This window comes from Chryseobacterium sp. CP-77 (assembly GCF_036362765.1).
Classification (GTDB): domain Bacteria; phylum Bacteroidota; class Bacteroidia; order Flavobacteriales; family Weeksellaceae; genus Chryseobacterium; species Chryseobacterium cupriresistens.
The window spans coordinates 5,053,387-5,073,348 of record NZ_CP143637.1 but is presented as its reverse complement, the minus strand read 5'-3'; the positions used below and the strand labels follow the sequence as shown (position 1 = coordinate 5,073,348).

At 37.4% G+C, this 19,962-nt stretch carries 24 protein-coding genes; 17 read left to right on the top strand and 7 right to left on the bottom strand.

What is annotated here, in order from left to right:
• Positions 1–9 precede the first annotated feature (9 nt).
• The 4 genes from lysS to V0410_RS22730 form a co-directional block, all read right to left on the bottom strand.
• On the bottom strand, positions 10–1,707 hold the full coding sequence (lysS, locus tag V0410_RS22745) for a lysine--tRNA ligase (RefSeq protein ID WP_330745750.1): 1,698 nt from the start codon (positions 1,705–1,707) through the stop codon (positions 10–12).
• A gap of 169 nt (positions 1,708–1,876) precedes the next feature.
• Positions 1,877–2,806 (bottom strand): 23S rRNA (adenine(1618)-N(6))-methyltransferase RlmF, encoded by a 930-nt coding sequence (gene rlmF, locus V0410_RS22740; protein WP_330745749.1) that lies wholly within the window; start codon positions 2,804–2,806, stop codon positions 1,877–1,879.
• A gap of 3 nt (positions 2,807–2,809) precedes the next feature.
• Positions 2,810–3,184 (bottom strand): c-type cytochrome, encoded by a 375-nt coding sequence (locus tag V0410_RS22735; protein WP_330745748.1) that lies wholly within the window; start codon positions 3,182–3,184, stop codon positions 2,810–2,812.
• Positions 3,184–3,396 (bottom strand): hypothetical protein, encoded by a 213-nt coding sequence (locus tag V0410_RS22730; protein ID WP_330745747.1) that lies wholly within the window; start codon positions 3,394–3,396, stop codon positions 3,184–3,186. The genes V0410_RS22735 and V0410_RS22730 overlap by 1 nt, the downstream gene beginning before the upstream one ends.
• A gap of 201 nt (positions 3,397–3,597) precedes the next feature.
• On the opposite strand from V0410_RS22730, the gene V0410_RS22725 reads away from it, so the two are divergent.
• From V0410_RS22725 to V0410_RS22660, 14 genes are all read left to right on the top strand, one after another.
• The gene (locus tag V0410_RS22725) at positions 3,598–4,050 is read left to right on the top strand and encodes a cupin domain-containing protein (RefSeq protein ID WP_330745746.1); all 453 of its coding nucleotides are present in this window, start codon (positions 3,598–3,600) and stop codon (positions 4,048–4,050) included.
• A gap of 191 nt (positions 4,051–4,241) precedes the next feature.
• A complete protein-coding gene (locus tag V0410_RS22720) occupies positions 4,242–4,883 on the top strand; it encodes a hypothetical protein (RefSeq protein WP_330745745.1) in 642 nt (213 codons plus the stop codon).
• A 246-nt stretch (positions 4,884–5,129) separates the two neighbouring features.
• Positions 5,130–6,554, top strand: coding sequence for an anthranilate synthase component I family protein (locus V0410_RS22715; RefSeq protein ID WP_330745744.1), 1,425 nt, complete (start codon positions 5,130–5,132; stop codon positions 6,552–6,554).
• A 52-nt stretch (positions 6,555–6,606) separates the two neighbouring features.
• On the top strand, positions 6,607–7,209 hold the full coding sequence (locus tag V0410_RS22710) for an anthranilate synthase component II (RefSeq protein WP_330745743.1): 603 nt from the start codon (positions 6,607–6,609) through the stop codon (positions 7,207–7,209).
• A gap of 41 nt (positions 7,210–7,250) precedes the next feature.
• Positions 7,251–8,237 (top strand): anthranilate phosphoribosyltransferase, encoded by a 987-nt coding sequence (trpD, locus tag V0410_RS22705; RefSeq protein ID WP_330747742.1) that lies wholly within the window; start codon positions 7,251–7,253, stop codon positions 8,235–8,237.
• A 59-nt stretch (positions 8,238–8,296) separates the two neighbouring features.
• Positions 8,297–9,070, top strand: coding sequence for an indole-3-glycerol phosphate synthase TrpC (gene trpC / locus V0410_RS22700; protein WP_330745742.1), 774 nt, complete (start codon positions 8,297–8,299; stop codon positions 9,068–9,070).
• Positions 9,071–9,081: 11 nt separating this feature from the next.
• On the top strand, positions 9,082–9,765 hold the full coding sequence (locus V0410_RS22695) for a phosphoribosylanthranilate isomerase (protein ID WP_330745741.1): 684 nt from the start codon (positions 9,082–9,084) through the stop codon (positions 9,763–9,765).
• An 18-nt stretch (positions 9,766–9,783) separates the two neighbouring features.
• Positions 9,784–10,293: a hypothetical protein gene (locus tag V0410_RS22690; protein WP_330745740.1), complete on the top strand. Its 510-nt coding sequence runs from the start codon at positions 9,784–9,786 to the stop codon at positions 10,291–10,293.
• Positions 10,290–10,835, top strand: coding sequence for a GNAT family N-acetyltransferase (locus tag V0410_RS22685; protein ID WP_330745739.1), 546 nt, complete (start codon positions 10,290–10,292; stop codon positions 10,833–10,835). Before V0410_RS22690 ends, V0410_RS22685 begins: the two co-directional genes overlap by 4 nt.
• Before the next feature lie 4 nt (positions 10,836–10,839).
• Positions 10,840–12,024, top strand: coding sequence for a tryptophan synthase subunit beta (gene trpB / locus V0410_RS22680; RefSeq protein ID WP_330745738.1), 1,185 nt, complete (start codon positions 10,840–10,842; stop codon positions 12,022–12,024).
• A gap of 86 nt (positions 12,025–12,110) precedes the next feature.
• On the top strand, positions 12,111–12,845 hold the full coding sequence (gene trpA, locus V0410_RS22675; protein WP_330745737.1) for a tryptophan synthase subunit alpha: 735 nt from the start codon (positions 12,111–12,113) through the stop codon (positions 12,843–12,845).
• A 31-nt stretch (positions 12,846–12,876) separates the two neighbouring features.
• Positions 12,877–13,605: a lipoyl(octanoyl) transferase LipB gene (lipB, locus tag V0410_RS22670; RefSeq protein ID WP_110009434.1), complete on the top strand. Its 729-nt coding sequence runs from the start codon at positions 12,877–12,879 to the stop codon at positions 13,603–13,605.
• Positions 13,606–14,155: 550 nt separating this feature from the next.
• The gene (locus V0410_RS22665; protein WP_110009435.1) at positions 14,156–15,115 is read left to right on the top strand and encodes a protein-glutamine glutaminase; all 960 of its coding nucleotides are present in this window, start codon (positions 14,156–14,158) and stop codon (positions 15,113–15,115) included.
• A 106-nt stretch (positions 15,116–15,221) separates the two neighbouring features.
• Positions 15,222–15,497 carry a hypothetical protein gene (locus V0410_RS22660; RefSeq protein ID WP_330745736.1) on the top strand — a complete coding sequence of 92 codons (276 nt, stop codon included), beginning with the start codon at positions 15,222–15,224 and terminating at the stop codon, positions 15,495–15,497.
• A 6-nt stretch (positions 15,498–15,503) separates the two neighbouring features.
• On the opposite strand, the gene V0410_RS22655 is transcribed toward V0410_RS22660, so the two are convergent.
• Positions 15,504–16,256: an SDR family oxidoreductase gene (locus tag V0410_RS22655; RefSeq protein WP_330745735.1), complete on the bottom strand. Its 753-nt coding sequence runs from the start codon at positions 16,254–16,256 to the stop codon at positions 15,504–15,506.
• A 278-nt stretch (positions 16,257–16,534) separates the two neighbouring features.
• Between V0410_RS22655 and V0410_RS22650 the strand changes: the two genes are divergently transcribed.
• The 3 genes from V0410_RS22650 to V0410_RS22640 are packed head-to-tail and all read left to right on the top strand — an operon-like array spanning position 16,535 to position 18,059.
• Positions 16,535–17,167 carry an NAD(P)H-dependent oxidoreductase gene (locus V0410_RS22650; RefSeq protein ID WP_110009438.1) on the top strand — a complete coding sequence of 211 codons (633 nt, stop codon included), beginning with the start codon at positions 16,535–16,537 and terminating at the stop codon, positions 17,165–17,167.
• A 32-nt stretch (positions 17,168–17,199) separates the two neighbouring features.
• Complete coding sequence (locus V0410_RS22645) at positions 17,200–17,637, top strand: MarR family winged helix-turn-helix transcriptional regulator (protein ID WP_062670961.1); 438 nt, start codon at positions 17,200–17,202, stop codon at positions 17,635–17,637.
• Complete coding sequence (locus tag V0410_RS22640; RefSeq protein WP_330745734.1) at positions 17,634–18,059, top strand: organic hydroperoxide resistance protein; 426 nt, start codon at positions 17,634–17,636, stop codon at positions 18,057–18,059. Before V0410_RS22645 ends, V0410_RS22640 begins: the two co-directional genes overlap by 4 nt.
• 167 nt (positions 18,060–18,226) lie before the next feature.
• On the opposite strand, the gene V0410_RS22635 is transcribed toward V0410_RS22640, so the two are convergent.
• Positions 18,227–18,862, bottom strand: coding sequence for a peptide deformylase (locus V0410_RS22635; RefSeq protein ID WP_330745733.1), 636 nt, complete (start codon positions 18,860–18,862; stop codon positions 18,227–18,229).
• Positions 18,863–19,059: 197 nt separating this feature from the next.
• Positions 19,060–19,932 carry a ChaN family lipoprotein gene (locus tag V0410_RS22630; protein WP_330745732.1) on the bottom strand — a complete coding sequence of 291 codons (873 nt, stop codon included), beginning with the start codon at positions 19,930–19,932 and terminating at the stop codon, positions 19,060–19,062.
• Positions 19,933–19,962 lie beyond the last annotated feature (30 nt).

The window sequence follows — 19,962 nt, the reverse complement described above, 5'->3', positions numbered from 1 at the left end:
TGAAAAATCTTAAGCCAGTTTCATCAAAAGATTTTCGTCAATTTTCTCTACTTTCACAATATTATTTTTTGTCAAAGTCTTGGAAGCTTTATCCCATTTTTTACCGGATAACTGGCTTCTTTCTTTTACTTCTGCCAAAGCCATCGGCTCTTCCTGGGAATTAAGGATTTCAAGGATTACTTTTTCATCCTCTCCTAATTCAATTTGTGGAACTGCTTTTTCAGGTCTCATCTGAGGGAAGAATAATACTTCCTGGATTGAGGCATTATTCGTTAAGAACATGATTAATCTGTCCATACCGATACCTAATCCTGAAGTTGGCGGCATACCGTATTCCAATGCTCTTAAGAAGTCCTGATCGATGAACATAGCTTCATCATCTCCTCTTTCAGATAACGCCATTTGTGCTTCAAAACGTTCTCTCTGATCGATAGGATCATTAAGCTCTGAATATGCATTAGCGATTTCTTTACCGCATACCATTAATTCAAAACGCTCTGTTAAGCCTTCTTTGCTTCTGTGTTTCTTTGTCAGTGGAGACATTTCGATCGGATAATCCGTAATGAAAGTCGGCTGAATGAAGTTTCCTTCACATTTCTCACCGAAGATTTCATCGATTAATTTTCCTTTACCCATCGTCTCATTTACTTCGATACCGATAGATTTTGCGAAATCATATAATTCCTTCTCAGTTTTTCCGGTGATATCGAAACCTGTAAATTTCAGGATCGCTTCTGTCATGGAAACTCTTGGATAAGGAGCTTTGAAATCTACTTCATGTTCCCCGAATGTAGCTTTTGTAGTTCCGTTTACCTGGATAGCACAGAATTCCAGTAATTTCTCAGTGAAATCCATCATCCAGTTGTAATCTTTGTACGCTACATAGATTTCCATAGCAGTAAACTCAGGATTGTGCGTTCTGTCCATTCCTTCATTTCTGAAGTTTTTAGAGAACTCGTATACTCCGTCAAAACCACCTACGATCAGTCTTTTCAGATATAATTCGTTGGCAATTCTTAAATATAATGGAATATCTAATGCATTGTGGTGCGTGATAAACGGTTTTGCTGCAGCTCCACCAGGAATTGACTGTAGGATTGGTGTTTCCACTTCAAAATATCCTGCATCATTAAAGAATGTTCTCATGGCATTGAACAATTTTGTTCTTTTCACGAAAATTTCTTTTATCTGTGGGTTTACCGTTAAATCTACATAACGCTGTCTGTATCTTAATTCAGGATCTGTAAAACCATCGTGTACTACTCCGTTTTCATCAGTTTTAGCCTGAGGCAGCGGGCGTAAAGCCTTTGTAAGAAGCGTAAAGTTTTTCACTAAAACCGTCTTCTCTCCTACCTGAGTGGTAAACAATTCTCCCTCAATACCGATAATATCTCCAATATCCAGAAGGTGCTTGTAAACTTCATTATAGAGTTCTTTATCTTCACCCGGACAGATCTCGTCTCTGTTAAAATAAACCTGGATTTTTCCTTTAGAATCCTGCAATTCTGCAAAAGAAGCCTTTCCTTGAATTCTGCGGGACATCAATCTACCAGCGATCTTCACCTGTTTACTTTCAGAAAAATCCTGTTTTATAGATTCTGTAGTATCTGTAATTATATACTCATCCGCAGGGAACGCATTAATCCCCATTTCAGTAAGCTTATTCAGCTTTTCTCTTCTAATGATTTCTTGTTCTGATAATTGCATTTCTTATTTTTCTAAAAGCGTACAAATTTAGGCATTTTTGACATGACCGTCAATGGCTTTTTTAAGAAATTTTAAAAAGTGGTAAAGATGCGGGGTATTGGGGTTCAGGATACGGGGTAATGAGATTCGAGATGTGCACTATCGTGCTATAAACTTTAAACCTTGAACCTTAAATGAACCAGGTCTTCCTGTCTTTTCGAGGAATAAACGTCCACGCCAGCATTCTGCTTACTTTTTGTCCCTGAGCCATATCGATGGTTTTCACCTCTACAGCATTTACTTTCCTTAAAAGATTGTTGAGTTTATTGAGATTGTCTTTTTTGGAAACCAGACACGTGAACCAAAGAACCTGTGATGAAAACAATGTACTTTCATTGATCATTTTTGTAATAAAAGCAAGTTCACCACCTTCACACCAAAGTTCAGACTGCTGGCCGCTGAAGTTAAGAAGAGGTCTTGTTCTCTTTGATTGATGGAGATTTTTTGTTTTCCTGATATTTCCCTTCATTGCAGATTCTTCGGAATCATGAAAAGGAGGATTGCACATGGTGAAAGTAAACCTTTCTTCCGCACCGATGATATTGGTAAAGATATGATCAGCCTCAGGCTGACTTTTTAGCTGAATAACAGAGGAAAGATCTTCATTGTGATCCAGAATATGCTGAGTATTTTTTAAAGAATCCTGATTGATATCCGTTCCCAGCATGGTCCAGCCATAAGATTTGCAGCTGATTAAAGGATACACGAGATTCGCGCCTGTTCCTATGTCTAATCCTTTTACAGAATTTCCTGTGGGAATTTTGTTAAGTGGTTCACCTAATAGATCGGCAATATAATGTACATAGTCTGCCCTTCCCGGGATCGGTGGACAAAGATTGGTGTCAGGAATGTCCCAGCCTTTAATGTTGTAGAAATGTAAGAGTAAGGCTTTGTTGAGCAGTTTTACAGCCTGTGGAATGCTGAAATTAATGGTTGCCGTCTGATAGGCATTCGTAAAAACATAGTGTTTCAGTTCCGGCACACAAGAAATAAGCTGATCAAAATCGTAGGGATCACGATGCAGATTTCTTGTGTGCAGACTGGATTTTTCAGCAGACATATTTTATTTCTTCTGACTTAAAATATATTCCACCATTTTTTTGGCATCTTCTTTAGATACCTGTGGATGGGCGGCCATAGGCACACTTCCCCATACTCCACTTCCGCCTTCTATAATTTTGGAAGCCAGCAGTTCAGTATCCTTTTCAGAGTACTTTCCTGCAATTTCCTGATAAGAAGGTCCTATCATTCTCTCATTCACAGAGTGGCAGCCTGAGCAGTCCAATGTTTCCATGATCTGATCACCGGAAAGATGAGACTGAGCAGATTCTGAAACAGCTGTAGTTTCAGAAGAAGATGCCACTTCTGCTGTATTTTCTTTTTTAGAACAGGAAATGATCATAAGACCCAGTGTTCCTGCCAAAAGTATTTTTTTCATTATTTCTTCGCTGTAGAATCTGTTTTAGCAGCTTCAGGGGTAGCCGGAGTTGCAGCAGCTGGAGCAGCAGTTTTAGCAGTAGAATCTACCACTGTAGTTGCTTCCGGTTCCTCAAGCATTGTGTTGCTATCCTGTAAAGAGTGATCTGGCTTCTTTTTGCAGCTTGCCAATAATAAACCTCCGATAAATGCGATTGCTAATACTTTTTTCATTTTTTTCTAATTTGGAAGCAAAAATATAAAAAATAAACTTTTAAACTTATGACAAATGTTTTCTTTAGGAAATATTTTTGAGACCAGGATCTGTACAACTGGTAAAAAAATAATTCAAACATGGGAGAATTTTAAATTGGGTTAGTATTTTTGTATATCGGATGATCCGAGCCAAAAATCAACGTATTAATTTAAAAATGTATGACCAGAAAACATGTATTGGGTACTGCTTGCTTTGCTATACTCTCTTCTCTCCTTTTTTCATGTGATAATTCATCTAATGAACCACAATCAGAATATTCTGATAAAATTGAATCGGTGACGCTTTTAAAAACCACAAAATCCTGGGACGGAACTACGTATCCTGCTTACCCCTCAACTCAGCCGGAAATTTCGGTTCTTAAAATTGCTGTACCTCCCAATTCGGCACTGAGCTGGCATAAACATCCCGTCATCAATGCGGCGTATGTAGAAAAAGGTGAAATTCAGATTGAAAGAAAAGAGGATGGAAAAACGCAATGGATAAAAAAAGGTCAGGTGCTTCCTGAAATGGTTAATACCGGCCACAGAGGTAAAACCGGAGACCTCGGAGCAACGCTGATTGTTTTCTACAGCGGGACTCCGGACATTCCTTTATCTGAGCCAGTACAATAAATAGTTCAAATGCTGGGTTCGCAAGGTAATGATGATAAAACTTTATTTTTTTGTCTGCAAAGATCTTCATTCAGCTAATGACAGCGTCTTTTGCTAAGTGAAACGCCCTTGCGATCATTTTAATAATCATTTAATAACATCTTTGCGATCTCAGCGTTTAAATAAAAGATTATTATAATTATATTTAATCCATGGTTTTAATTTCAAAAATTCTGTTTTTCACCAGCCATCATGGTTTTTATACTGTGGTTCTGTTGTTTGCATTCTTTGGATTGCTCTCCTATCTGACCAAAAAAGCATGGTTTTTGATTCCGATCATTCCACTTGCTATATTGAATGGTTTTGGAGGGCAGTTTCTAAATGCATGGTTTTTAAACAAATACGGAGTAGAAAGCACAGCTATTATCACCTCTGATGTAGAAACCAATTCTACTCTGAATGACATGTACATCCACGATTATGAAGCTATTGTAAAGAAACAGGACGGAAAATATACCACTACCTTTTTCTCCACTACTACTGCAGCCATTTATCCTATCAGAAATTCAATCAGAATTCCGGGTGATAAGGATATTCCTGTAAAATACATTCCAGGATATGAAAAAAACATGGTCATCCTTTATGATCAATCCAGGGAAGGAAAAATTGTATTACAAAATGAAAAAATGGCTCCTGTGAATTCTGCAAGAATCAAATATGAAGCAGACAGAACAAATAAACAATTCATTGAAGAATATATTGCTGCATTGGAAGATTATGTAAAAGACTATGATGATGAAACTTACAGAGAAAAAATCAAAGTATTGAAACAAGAACTCAAACAGCTTAAATAAGAGGTTTCAATGTTAAGTTTTTTTATTTTCAGAAATTTTTTCGTCTTTGTATAAAAAAAATTTCTACATTTGTCCTATGTTTAAAATGAACAACAATATTTGGTGGTGGCTTTCAAACTCTTCGTCGGGTCTGGAGGTATTGTCATGTTGTTAATTACAGCAGAAATAATCAAAAAACAATATATAGGCTTTGACGGATACCGTTAAAGCCTTTTTTTATTCCTTAATCTCACAAAAAACAATAAAATGTTGACCAAAACAATTACGATAAAAACCGTTTCGAAAAAAACACTGGGAGACCTTCATACTCCCATGAATATTTACCTTAAGATCAGGGATAAATTCCGTGATACGATTCTTCTGGAAAGTTCAGATTCAAAAAGTATTGATAATAATTTTTCCTTCATTGCGGTGAATGCCATCGCCGGAATTGAGGTGAAAAATCTTAACGAATATGAAATCAAACTTCCTTCTTCTGCTCCCGTAAAGCAATTTATTATGGAGCGGAATATTACAGATGTATTTGAAGAGTTTCGTCAGATTTTTAAATGTGAAGAAACCAGTGATCCTATTGAGCAGACGGCTCAGAGCCTTTTTGGCTACACAAGTTTTGAAGCGGTACAGTTTTTTGAAAACATCAGTCTTAAAGCACAAAGCAAGGAAGTAGAGATTCCTGTTTTAAGGTATAGATTGTACCAATATGTGATTGCTATCAATCATTTTAATGATGAAATGTATATTATTGAAAACTGTATCGATGGCGTAAAATCTGAATTCCATCTGTTGGAAAATCTCATTAAAAATCAGAATACTCCGGTTTACCCATTCGAGAAAATAAGCGAAGAAACATCTAATATTACAGATGAAGAATATATTGAACTGGTAAAAACAGCTCAGAAACACTGTATGCGCGGAGATGTCTTCCAGCTGGTTCTCAGCAGAAGATTCGAGCAGAAATTCAAAGGTGATGAGTTCAACGTGTACCGTGCTTTGAGAAATATCAACCCTTCCCCTTACCTGTTCTATTTTGATTACGGAAATTACAAATTATTCGGATCGAGTCCTGAAAGCCAGTTAATCATCAAAAACAATAAAGCCATTATTCACCCGATTGCAGGAACATCCAAAAGAACGGGAAATTTTGAAGCTGACCTTGAAGCAATTGAAGTTCTGAAAGCCGATCCTAAAGAAAATGCAGAACATACTATGCTGGTGGATCTGGCAAGAAATGATCTTGGAAAACTCGGAAAAAATGTAACGGTTACCAAGCTTAAAGAAATCCAGCTGTTCTCTCATGTTATTCATATGGTAAGTGAGGTGACTGCAGATGTTGCTGATGACATCAATCCTTTGGAAATGGTTTCCGCTACTTTCCCCCAGGGAACACTGAGCGGTGCACCCAAGCATAAAGCGCTTCAGCTGATCAATCAATATGAAAAAGATTCCCGCGGCTATTATGGAGGCTGTATCGGAATCATCGGACTGAACGGAACCTGCAACCAGGCCATTATGATCAGAACTTTCTTAAGTAAAAACAATACCTTATTTTATCAGGCTGGTGCCGGTCTTGTAGCAAAATCTGTCCCTGAAAGTGAATTACAGGAAGTCAACAACAAACTGAATGCACTGAAAAAAGCAGTAGAAAAAGCAGAAAAAATAGTTGAAAAATAAACCCACCAGCTAGCAACAAAAAACAACCAGCAACTATCTAACAAAAAAAGCAATGAACAGCAATATAAACACTCAGCAGACGCCACTTAAAGTTCTCGTTTTCGACAATTACGACAGCTTTACCTATAACCTTGTTCAGATTATCGAAAGAATTCTGAACCAAAGAGTAGATGTGGTAAGAAACGATGAAATTACCCTTGAAGAAATTGGAAAATACGACAAAATCATCCTTTCTCCCGGTCCCGGAATTCCTGAAGAAGCAGGTATTCTATTAGACCTTATTAAAGAATATGCTCCTTCAAAAAGCATCCTTGGAGTATGTCTCGGACAGCAGGCCATTGCTGAAGCTTTCGGAGGGAGTCTGATCAATTTGTCCGAAATCTTTCACGGAGTGGCTACCACTACCGATCTGGTGAAAGAAGACACCAAATTATTTCAGGATTTACATTCAGGATTGGAAGTAGGAAGATACCACAGCTGGGTAGTCAATACTGAAGATTTTCCGGAAGAACTGGAAATTACGGCTGTAGATAAAGACGGAATGATCATGGCTTTGCAGCACAGAACCTATGATGTACACGGAGTACAGTTTCACCCTGAAAGCATTTTAACGCCGGAAGGAGAAGTAATCATTAAAAACTTTCTGTTGTCATGAAAACCTTAGAAAGTCCTTCAACAACCATAAAATTACCACAAATGAAAGAAATACTTCAATACCTGTTCAACCATAATACGCTTTCAAAATCAGAAGCGAAGGCTACCATGATTGAGATTGCACAGAATAAATTCAACGCTGCGGAAGTGACTGCTTTTATCAGTGTTTTTCTGATGCGGAATATCACATTGAAAGAGCTGGAAGGTTTTAGAGAAGCATTATTACAGATGGCTGTTCCTGTAAACATCGATGCCAGTGATGCGATTGATATTGTAGGAACCGGAGGAGACGGAAAAGATACCATCAATATATCCACTCTGGCCAGTTTTGTAGTAGCCGGAGCCGGACAGAAGGTAATAAAACATGGAAATTACGGTGCTTCTACCACTACAGGCTCTTCCAATGTACTGGAAGAACTGGGATACCAGTTTAAAAACAACTCAGAACAATTGAATGAAGATCTTGAAAGAGCTAACATCTGCTTTTTGCACGCTCCTTATTTTCATCCTGCGCTGCAATCTGTCGGATTATTAAGAAAATCGCTGGGATTAAGAACTTTCTTTAACCTTTTGGGTCCTTTGGTCAATCCGGCAAAGCCCCGATATTCAATGATTGGAGTTTATAATCTGGAAATTGCAAGAATTTATCAGTATCTTCTTCAAAAGGAAGAACGTGAATTTATTCTGGTGCATGGTCTTGACGGATATGATGAAATAAGTCTTACCGGCGACAGCAAAATCATCACCAAAAACGGAGAAGAAATTTATTCTGCAGAAGATTTAGGTTTCAATCCGGTAACGCTGGAAGATATTAAAGCAGGAAACTCCATTCGGGAAACGGCAAAAATATTTATGAATATTCTGGAAGGAAAAGGTACAGAACAGCAGAACTCAGTAATTCTTGCCAACGCTTCAGCCGCACTTTACAACACCCATAAATTCGGGACCTACGATAACTGTCTTCTCATGGCTGATGAAAGTCTGCAAAGCGGAAAAGCATTGAATAGTTTTAATCTTTTGGTCCAATAAGATTCACCATTCACTTGCAAAGCAAAATTCACTATTGACTATATTACAGACACAAAAAAATGACTATACTTGATAAAATTATTGAACGAAAAAAAGAGGAAATTGCTGCCGCAAAATTGCGCATTTCCCTTGACAGGTTAAAAGACACCTCTTTCTTTGGAAGGCCAACCTATTCATTAAAAGAATCTATCAAAAATAAAAGCGGAATTATCGCTGAGTTTAAAAGACAATCACCTTCAAAAGGGATCATCAATAATAATGTACAGCCTTTGGAAGTAGTTTCTGCTTACGAAAATTCTGGAGCCAGCGGAGTTTCTATCCTGACTGATCATGATTTTTTCGGAGGAGATTTAAATGATATTCTCACTGTAAGAAATGACATCAATATTCCGATTCTGCGAAAAGATTTTATGATTGATGAATACCAGTTTTATGAAGCTAAAAGCATCGGTGCTGATGTTGTCCTGCTGATCGCTTCATGTCTTTCACCGGATCAGGTACAGGAATTCACAGAATTAGCTCACCAACTGAAAATGGAGGTTTTACTGGAAATTCATACAGAAGATGAACTGAAGCATTTCAATTCAGAAATTGATTTGGCAGGAATTAATAACAGAAACCTTAAAGATTTTAAAGTTGATCTTCAGCATTCCGTTCAGCTGAAAAACCAGCTTCCAAAAGGCGTTTTGTCTGTTGCAGAAAGCGGTATTTACAATCTTAAAGATTTTCAGTTTTTAAAAGAAAAAGGATTTGACGGTTTCCTGATGGGCGAATATTTCATGAAAAATACAGATCCGGCCAAAGCTTTTGAAGAATTTGCTTCTCAAATTTAAACTCAATAACAATGAACCTGCCACCTACAACCTCAAACCTGCCACCTCAACTCAAAGTCTGCGGTCTTACAAAACCGGACCAGATTCAGGAACTGATTGCTATGAAAACAGATTTTCTCGGTTTTATCTTCTACGAAAAATCGCCGAGATATGTTTTGAATCATCTGAGTCTGGAAGAGCTCTCAACCATTGATCACCGGGGAAAAGTGGGCGTTTTTGTCAATGAAGAAGCAGATATCATTGTAAAGATTGTTCAGCATGCAGATTTGAATTTTGTACAGCTTCACGGTGATGAAAGCAATGATTTTATTGCTGAACTAAGACAAAAACTGAATCCTAAGGTTGGAATCATTAAAGTAATCAGAATAGGAAATATTGATGCTGATAACAAAGATAAAATAGCACAAACTCTTTCCTCTAACCCGCAACCTGTCACCTACTACCTATTTGATACAGACAGTAAAGCATTTGGCGGAACAGGGCAACAATTCGAGTGGAATATTCTGAATGAATTTGAGATTTCACTGCCCTACTTTCTAAGCGGCGGAATTTCTGAAGATAATATCTGTGATGTAAAAACATTGAAGCAACAGCCTTTCGCTTTGGATATCAATTCAAAGTTTGAAACAGAGCCCGGCAGTAAAAATATTGACAGGATAAAAAAATTTAAAACCCAATTTCAACAAAATAAATAACACATAAAAAACACAAGGATGAATATACATTTGCTAAAGAAGACATTTTATAAAACATTATTTCCGCCTAAATTCGGGAATGAAAAAATCCAGAATCTGTACCATTTTGTTGCACAAAACGACAGCAATACAGAACATTGGGAAGCAGGTGGATTATTGTCTGATTTCATTTGTATTATTAAAGATTTTGCAGAAAGTGATATCCAGTATTTTTTTGAAAGAATCAGTTTATGGAACAGTTATTATCTGGTTATTATTTCAGATAAATTTTTGGAAAACCATGTAAAATCCAGTGTAAAGTATGACCTGGGATTGATTTATTCTAAAATTTTTCTGCTTTACGAGGATTCCGATCCTTATTTTCTGATTGACAACCTTGAAATTGCCATTACCATGTATCAGTCGAAAATAGATAAAGCAACCTTAATTGACTTAATGCATAAAATAGAATTATTATATTATAAAAAGCTGATTACCAAACAGCAGTACGATTACCATCTCACATTTATTAATAGTTTGAACCCATGAAATATCACGTAAAAGAAACGAAAGATTTAACAGAAGCCGAAATAAAACACATCCTGGAACTTTGGGATATTTCCGCATGGAACACCATGAAATCATCCTACTTCCGCTCTTTTTTTAAAGACTCGGAATTTCATTTTCTGATGGATACGGATGAAAGCATATTGGCCGTTATGAGAGTTAATTTTGATTTCACCTTACAAATAGCAGACACCGGTTATTCCTTTGCAGAAGCCGTAGGACTTGTTTCTGCTCATAAAAAGAAAGGGTATGGAACCGCTTTGGTGAAACATTTCAAAGAAAATGTTACTCAGAGAAACCTGGAAACCATTGGTTTCTGCCATTCGGATCTGCGTCCTTTTTATGAAAAGTGTGACATCGAAATTCTTCATGATAAAGCCAGAATGATCAAAGAAAGTGTCGGCCCGGATTGGGTGAATTCTGAAGATGATGATATTTTGCTTTTCCATACCTCGCAGGAAAGAAAAGAGCTGCTCAACCGGCTGAGTTCACAAAACAATGCTTATTTAATAACTAAAGAATAAAAAAATGAATTATAAAAACCCCGATGAAAACGGATATTACGGCGAGTTTGGAGGAGCCTTTATCCCCGAAATGCTCTATCCTAATGTAGAAGAACTGCAAAAAAACTATCTCGAAATCATAGAGTCTGAAGATTTTCAGGCCGAGTATCAGGATTTGCTGAAAAACTATGTTGGGCGGGCCACTCCACTCTATTTTGCTAAAAATTTAAGTCAGAAATACAAGACTCAGATCTATTTGAAAAGAGAAGATCTCAACCATACCGGAGCTCATAAAATCAATAATGCCCTTGGCCAGGTTTTATTAGCGGAACGTCTTGGAAAAACCAGGATTATTGCGGAAACCGGAGCCGGACAGCATGGCGTTGCTACCGCTACAGCATGTGCTTTGCTTGGTCTAGAATGCATCGTCTATATGGGAGAAATTGATATCCAGAGACAGGCCCCAAACGTAGCGAGAATGAAAATGCTGGGAGCAGAAGTAGTGGCTGCCACTTCAGGTTCAAAAACCCTGAAAGATGCAGTAAATGAAGCATTAAGAGACTGGATCAACAATCCTGTGACGACTCATTATGTGATTGGAAGTGTAGTGGGACCTCATCCTTTTCCGGATCTTGTAGCACGATTCCAGAGTATTATTTCAAAGGAAATCAAAGAACAGCTTAAAGAGAAAATCGGAAGGGAAAATCCGGATTATGTGATTGCCTGTGTAGGTGGAGGAAGTAATGCTGCCGGAACTTTCTACCATTTTGTAGAGGAAAAAGAGGTAAAAATCATTGCTGCTGAAGCCGGAGGATTGGGAGTGGATTCCGGAAAATCTGCTGCTACTACTTTCCTGGGAACGCTTGGTGTCCTTCACGGAAGCAAAAGTCTTGTGATGCAGACAGCAGACGGCCAGGTTATTGAGCCCCACTCTATTTCTGCCGGACTGGATTATCCGGGAATCGGACCTTTTCATGCTCATTTATTTAAAGAAAAAAGAGCTGAATTCTTTAGCATTAATGATGATGAAGCTTTGAAATGTGCTTTTGAGCTGACCAGACTGGAAGGAATTATTCCTGCACTGGAAAGTTCTCATGCGCTGGCTGTTCTGGATAAGAAGAAATTTAATGAAGATGATGTTGTGGTCATTTGCCTGAGCGGTCGTGGAGATAAGGATATGGAAACATATCTTAAAGAAATTAGAAGTTAGATACTGGAAATCAGTAAGTATTACCTAATAACAAGTATTCACCATCTAACTTCTACCCTCTAATTTCTAACCTCGATAATAAAAAAATGAAAAAACTAAATATATACTTCACAGCAGGAATTCCACAACTGGAAGATACCGCTGATATTATACAACTGATTCAGGATTCCGGGGCTGATATGATCGAAATCGGAATGCCTTATTCTGATCCTGTGGCAGACGGACCTGTCATTCAGAAAGCTCACGAACTGGCTTTACAAAACGGAATGACGATCGAAAAACTGTTATCTCAGCTAAAAGCCATCAAAGACAAAATCAACATTCCAATTGTCCTGATGGGATATATCAATCCGGTATTGAGTTTCGGATTTGAGAAATTCTGTGCGGCTTGTGCGGAAAGCGGTGTTTCAGGATTGATCCTACCCGATCTTCCTCCTATTGAGTTTGAGAAAAATTATCAGCAGATTTTAAAACAATATCATCTTAATTTCACTTTCCTTGTAACACCGGAAACTTCCGATGAAAGAATGATCTATCTGGATTCATTAAGTTCAGGATTTCTGTATGCCGTAAGTTCTTCTTCCACTACCGGAAATGAAAATGCGGTTTTAAAGAATGAGGACTATCTTTCCAGGCTCGCTGCTCTTCCACTTAAAAATCCGGTGATGATTGGGTTTGGAATTAAATCGAAAGATGACTTCGAAAATGTAACGGAAAAAGCGGATGGCGGTATCATCGGAACTGCTTTCGTGAATATTTTACTTCAGGATAGAGACTGGAAGAAGAATGCCATAGATTTTATCCATTCCATAAAAGGGTAAAATTCACTAAATTTGTATATCAAAAATTGAAATGAATACAAATCAAAATAAAGCAGTAGAATTTGAAGATTTAGGAATCAAAGAATATCAGCCAGCCTGGGATTATCAGGAGCAACTGATGAAAAACATCATTGATACCAAAATAAAAAACAGAGATCTTCCTGCAGAACAGCATAGTATTACTCCCAACCACCTTCTTTTCGTAGAGCATCCTCACGTGTACACGTTAGGAAAAAGCGGACATGAAGAAAATATGCTTGCCGGTATTGATAAGCTGAAAGAAATTGAGGCTACCTTCGTGAAAGTAAACCGCGGCGGTGATATTACCTATCATGGTTATGGACAAGTTGTAGGTTATCCTATTCTGGATCTTGAAAACTTTTTCACGGATATTCATTTATATATGAGAAATCTGGAAGAAGTGATCATCAGAACCATTGCAGAATACGGTATCAAAGGAGAACGCTCTCCGGGTGAGACCGGAGTATGGCTGGATGTGGGAAAACCTTACGCCAGAAAAATGTGTGCCATGGGAGTGAAAGCTTCCCGTTGGGTAACTCTTCACGGCTTTGCACTGAATGTGAATACTGATATGCGTTATTTTGAATATATCATTCCATGTGGGATCAAAGATAAGCAGGTTACTTCATTAAAAAGAGAGCTTGAAAGAGAACTGACACCTGAAGAAATGGAAGAACTGAAAGCAAAAATCAGGAAGCATTTCGCGGATGTTTTTCAGGCAGAATTGATTTATAAATAGTCAAGTTTACTTACAATAAAATAAACCCGTTTTCAATCGTTGAAACCGGGTTTTTATTTTTATGATAATGTTATTTTTATTCGCTTAGACTATCCGCAACGTTTGTTATTCCACAGGAATCCATACCTCAAAATCTATTTTAAAATTCTTCTTGCTTTTCAGAATTCTACTATTATTGAGACTTTTTTTAGATTTAATCCGTATTACATAGTTTAGATTCCTACGGAATGGACAAAGTATAAATAGACTTATCTTATTGAAGAACATTTGTATGACAGGAATAAACTATCCATCCACCTTGTCCATTCCGTAGGAATCCAGATCTCGAAATTCTATTTTAAAATTTTCTATGTTTCAAAATTCTACTATTAAAAACCTAAGGTTTTTTAGTTGTTTTCAATATTATAAAATCAATAAAACAACAGAATAATGTATTTTTTTCAAAAAAAATCTTGCATATATTTTAATTTTTATTACTTTTAATGTCACAAATAAGTGAACTATCATAATTAAAATGTTCACTTAAAACTAACCACAAAATATAAAAACTATGAAAAAATTTCTGTTATCCATGATGGTATTCGTGACGGTACTGTCAGTGAATTCCTGCTCAGATTCAGCTGCCAACCAGGATCCTAATCTTGTAGCCAAGGAGTCTAATGAAATTGCAATGAAAGATTTCGGCAAAACTGTTCCGGTAGGGATTGAAAAAGAAGATGGAAAATTTAAAATCTCATTTATGGTTACTGCACAACCGTACGAAATTGCGGACAGTAAAGAGAATGCAGGTTATATTTCCATGATCAGACAGGCTGTTGAAAACGAAACTCCTGTTCATGTTTTCCTTAAAGCCAATACCAATAAAATTGCGAAAGTAGAAAAAGCAACTGCTGATGACATCCGTTATTTCAAATCGGTATTCAACAAAGAAGAAAGAGGAGAAAGTAACAAGGCAGTAAGTGTTATTCCCAATCTTGCTACGTTAAACAGTCTTTTTACCCAGATCAAAAACCAGGCTTGTGGAACTTCTACGGCATCTTCACCATGTATCACATTCAGATATCCTGTGGATGGATGCTATGCAAGAGCGCACAAAATGAGACAGATCCTTTTGAACGCAGGTTATGACTGCGAAAAACAGTTCGTTTACGGTAATCTGAGAGCGTCTACAGGAACATGCTGTGTTTCATGGGTATATCACGTAGCGATTTTGGTAAGCTTCAAAAATGCTTCAGGAATTGTTGAGAAAAGAATCATTGATCCGTCATTATTCTCCAGCGGACCGGTAACCGATTCTGCATGGAGAGCTGCTTGCACCAATACAAGCTGTGGATCTGCTTCAGTATCTTCTTATGCCAATACTGCAGGAAACGTGTACTACAGAAGTCCATCAGGATCTTTATTATATGATAACAATTATGTAAATACCAACTGTGTATTAAACATATTCTCATCCCTTTCCGGATGTTCTCCTTCCCCTGCACCTAGCGTAGCGAGCTGTGGATTCTAACTAATTTATATAGAGCTCCTGCCGATATTTTGATATATTGCAGGAGCTTTTTACTTAATCTTTTTTTATTATGAAAGCCTGGTCCTATTTACTATTACTTTTTATTATGATTACATCCTGTTCCGGTAACTCCAGTTCACAGAATTTGACATGGTACAATAATGCCACGATTTCCAACATCATGGAAGATCCCGATAAACCGGATGAAGTGGTACGGGTCGCTATTGGAATCAGTGCACAGGTTTTTTATCTCTCTAAAAAATCACCGGAATATAAAAGCCTGATGGAAAAAGCAACCCAAAGCTTTAAAAAAGGTAAGCCCTATAATATTGGTATTGAAAATAAAACCAATATCATTAAAGAAATTAAAGAGGTCAAATAATCCGGATTATCTGATCACAGAAATTCCGGCATCCACTTTCACTTCTGCCCCATGAATATAGGACGCTTCTTCTGAAGCCAGAAACAGAACTACACTGGCTATTTCTGAAGGCTCTCCCTGTCTTTTAAAAGGAATTGTCGGAATGATATCATCAATAGCGCTTTCTATCTGCTCTCCGGTTAAACCTGTATTATTAAAAATATTGGTTTTGATATGTCCGGGACTTACTCCATTCACACGGATTCCACGTTCTGTAAGTTCTACAGCAAAAGTTTTGATCATTGACTGCACTGCAGATTTTGCTGCAGAATACACCGAAAAATTAGGCATCGCAATCTCTGTTGCTACGGAAGTATTGAAAATAACAGAGCTTCCGCTTTTCATTAATGGCAACACCTGCTGTACCGTAAAAAACGGACCTTTCACCAGCATATTAAATAATTCGTCAAACTGATTTTCATCCACATATTCCACAGGAGAAAATCTCCCGTATCCCGCATTGGCAAAGACCAGATCGATATGTTCTGTATATTTTCTGATTTCATGCTGCAGCATCATAAGGTCTTTCATATTTCCGGCATTGGAAACAATTCCAAAAGCCTTTTCTCCAAGTTTCTCTAAAGCACTATTCACCGTTTCTTCGCTTCTTCCGGTAATGATCACAGACCCTCCTTCTTCAATGAATTTCTGAGCGGTTGCCAAACCCATCCCATTGGTTCCTCCGGTAATTAAAGCGGTTTTGTTTTTAAATCTCTGCATTGTTTTAAGTTTAAAATTCTACGGCAAAGATTGGAATTCAAAGGCTTTGAAAAAATCCGAATCATGCTGAAATGATTAAAACTGAAACTAAAAATTTCTCATTGGTCATCTTCATTTATTTACCTTTTTAAATTTCATCAATAATTGCTATCAATAAAATCTTTCAAAATTAAATTGCACACAATTAAATTGAGTGTACATTTGTACTGTTCATTTACTTCAACATAAAAACAGAAGTGATAAAACACAAAGTAGTTTAATTTAAAAACAAAAGAAAAATGTCATTAATAGAAAATCTAAACTGGAGACATGCTGTAAAAGCTTATGATCCGACCAAAAAAGTATCACAGGAAGACCTTAATACGATTTTAGAATCAGCAAGACTGGCTCCTACTTCATCGGGCTTACAGCCGTTCAGAATTATTGTAGTGGAAAATCAGGAACTGAAAGAAAAAATGGTGGCGGGTGCTTTAAACCCTGAAGTAATGAGAGATTCTTCTCACGTTTTGGTCTTTGCAGCATGGGACAGTTATTCTAATGAAAAAATTGACAAAGTTTACGATTATCATACAGATGTAAGAGATCTTCCAAGAGGCCGCTTCGGAAGCTATACCGATAAAATTAAAGAAATATATGGTGCACAGACTCCTGAAGAGCATTTTGCCCACACTGCCCGCCAGACTTATATTGCCTTAGGAATTGCGCTTGCCCAGGCTGCAGAGCTTAAAATCGACAGTACTCCGGCGGAAGGATTCAGCAATGAGGTGGTAGATGAAGTACTGGGACTAAGAGAACTGGGATTAAAAAGTGTAAGCCTTTTATATCTTGGATACCGTGATGAAGCTAATGACTGGCTTTCTACTATGAAAAAAGTCAGAATTCCAATGGATGAATTTATCATAAAAAAGTAATACCTTCATCGAATCTTTCGTACCCCAAAATTATGGAAAATCCTAAAACACCTAAACTGGAAAACCAGATTTGTTTCCCATTGTATGTCATTGCCAAAGAAATTACAGGGCTTTACCGTCCTTTTCTTGATGAGCTGGGCATTACCTATCCACAATATCTTGTGATGATGATATTATGGGACGGTGACGGACTTACCGTAACGCATATCGGAGAAAAACTGTTTCTGGACAGTGGTACTTTGACCCCTCTTCTTAAAAGGCTGGAGTCTAAAGGATTTATCATCCGAAAAAGAAAAAAAGAGGACGAAAGAGTGGTTGAAGTATTTTTAGACGAAGCAGGAAAACAGCTTCAGCAAAAGGCTTGTGAAATTCCGGGGAAAATTCAGGAAAAACTGGGAATACAACCGGAAGAGCTGCTGCACCTTAAAGACACAGTCTTAAAAATATTAAACAAAATAGAAAATAAATGAAAACATTATATACCACTCAGGTCACTGCAAAAGGAGGAAGAAACGGACATGTGAAAAGTGAAAACGGAGTGCTGGATCTTGATGTAAGAATGCCAAAAGCTTTAGGAGGAGCCAATGATGATTTTGTCAACCCGGAAATGCTTTTTGCAGCGGGATATTCTGCATGTTTCGACAGTGCTCTGAACAGAGTGATCAGTCTTTCTAAAGTAAAAACAGGTGAAACAACAGTGACTGCTCAGGTGAGCATAGGTCAGCTTGAAAATGGCGGCTTTGGATTGGCAGCAGAACTGGATGTCAACATTCCCGGAGTTTCTCTTGAAGAGGCACAGGCCTTGACAGAAAAAGCACACCAGATCTGTCCTTATTCTAATGCGACCAGAAATAATATGGAGGTGAAACTTTCAGTCACCAACAAAGATTAATCCAATTTTTTTAAGCATAGTTATAACGAAAGGAGCTGTTTCCATGGAAACAGCTCCTTTTTTTTATTTTCCCACGGATTTCGCAGATGGGCACAGATGATTGAGAATATTTTTTTGTATATAATGCTTAAGAATTTCATTCATCATTCATCAAACATCATTTATAATTACCTCCTGTCTTTATTTACGTCACTTTTCTGATAGGCATCTACCTTTTTATAAGAATCGTTTTTTTCTTTTTCCTTTTTATCGGAAATCAGGATTCCGAAAAGGTGGTCGATTTCATGCTGGAAAATCACCGCAGTAAAACCTTCTACGATTTCTGAATATTTCTGTCCTTTCAAATCCACATATTCCAGTTGGATAACTTTGCTTCTGTAGAACTGATCTCTGAAATCAGGAATAGATAAATCACCTTCAGGACCGAGATTCTGAAGATCAGATCGCCAAACAATGACCGGGTTAATAAAATATTCCAAAGGGGCTCCTTCTTTATCAAAACGCTGCACCCAGATAATCTTCCTGTTGATTCCCACTTGTGGAGCTGCAATACCTACTCCGCCATCTGTTGAAAGAAGAGATTCTTTCATCCTTTTTACCAGAACAGCTGTATTGGGATCAAGAGGATCTGCTTCTGAAGAAATGTTCAGCAGGGTTTGGTGCTGATTATTATCTGTCGTCTGATAGATGGGTAACGCCGTGTTTACATCTCCCTGATTGATGATTGAAACTTCACTGCGTGTGAGTTTCTGAGCATTAAAAAATCCGGTAAAAAAGATCAGCAGGATGGGGATTTTTTTCATATGTTTTTGAATCTGATACAAAGGTAAATATTGTGGTGTAAAAATAATTTATTTAGCAATGAATTTTAAGTTTTGGCTAAAGCCAATGGAATTTTGATATAAAAAAATGAACGGGCTAAAGCCCGTTCCTATTGAATGAATGCAATTTAAATTATTTAATTCATAGTAAGATCTGCTCAATCCGCATCATCTTCTTATTAAAAAGTCTTCGTCATATCCCCCGGAATAATCAGATTGAAATCCGTCGGGATATAATCTTTGGCGGGTACTTTCAATTCAGGATCGTCTGATTCAAAAACGGAGATAACTGCCATTTTCAGGTTTGGATTCTTCTGTTTGATATACCAGTAGATTCCTCCGAATTCTTTGCTGTGATAGTTACCGTTGTAGTGGATAAAGGTCTTTCCGGCCTGATAACTTTTCAGGATAGATTCAGCCATCGTAGCGTCTTTTACAGCCTGAGCTGAAATGAAATTCATCACTTTGGTTCCTTCTGCATGATCTCCCATCATCTTTTTCATTTCTGGATATCCTGGAGTGTCTAACGTTACTTTAATCGGCAGCTGGGCAATGTAGGCTTTCTCTTTTTCGCTTAATTTATTCAAGGATTCAAGACCTTCTTTGGCGGTTTGAGAGGCATATCTTCTTGGGATATTGGTAGCAACAAAATGTAGCTTCTTATCCTTAGCAAAATCTACCAAAGGCTTGTAATCGGTTGCATAATTGTTCCACAAACGGGCAGAATCCTTCAAAGTCTTAGCAGCAAACTTTCCGTTTAAATATTGATCCAGCTGTGTCTGATTGTCTCTTTCAAACATTTCTGCTCCTAAGATCAGCTGTCCGTTCTTTTTGGCAAACAGCGCTTCTGTAATTTTAAGCTGAAGCCAGTGGTTGATAGAACTGTTATGATTTTCACCAAAAAAGACCACATCATAATCTGCCAGTTCTTTGACCAGCTTGTCTGTCTTTACTTCTTTTCCTTTTTTATCATAAAACTGATACGCTTTTAAATCCTGTGCTTTCAATGCACAAAAACCGGCCAGCAATATCGCTATGAAAATATGTTTCATTTTATTTTATATTTAATCACAAATTACACA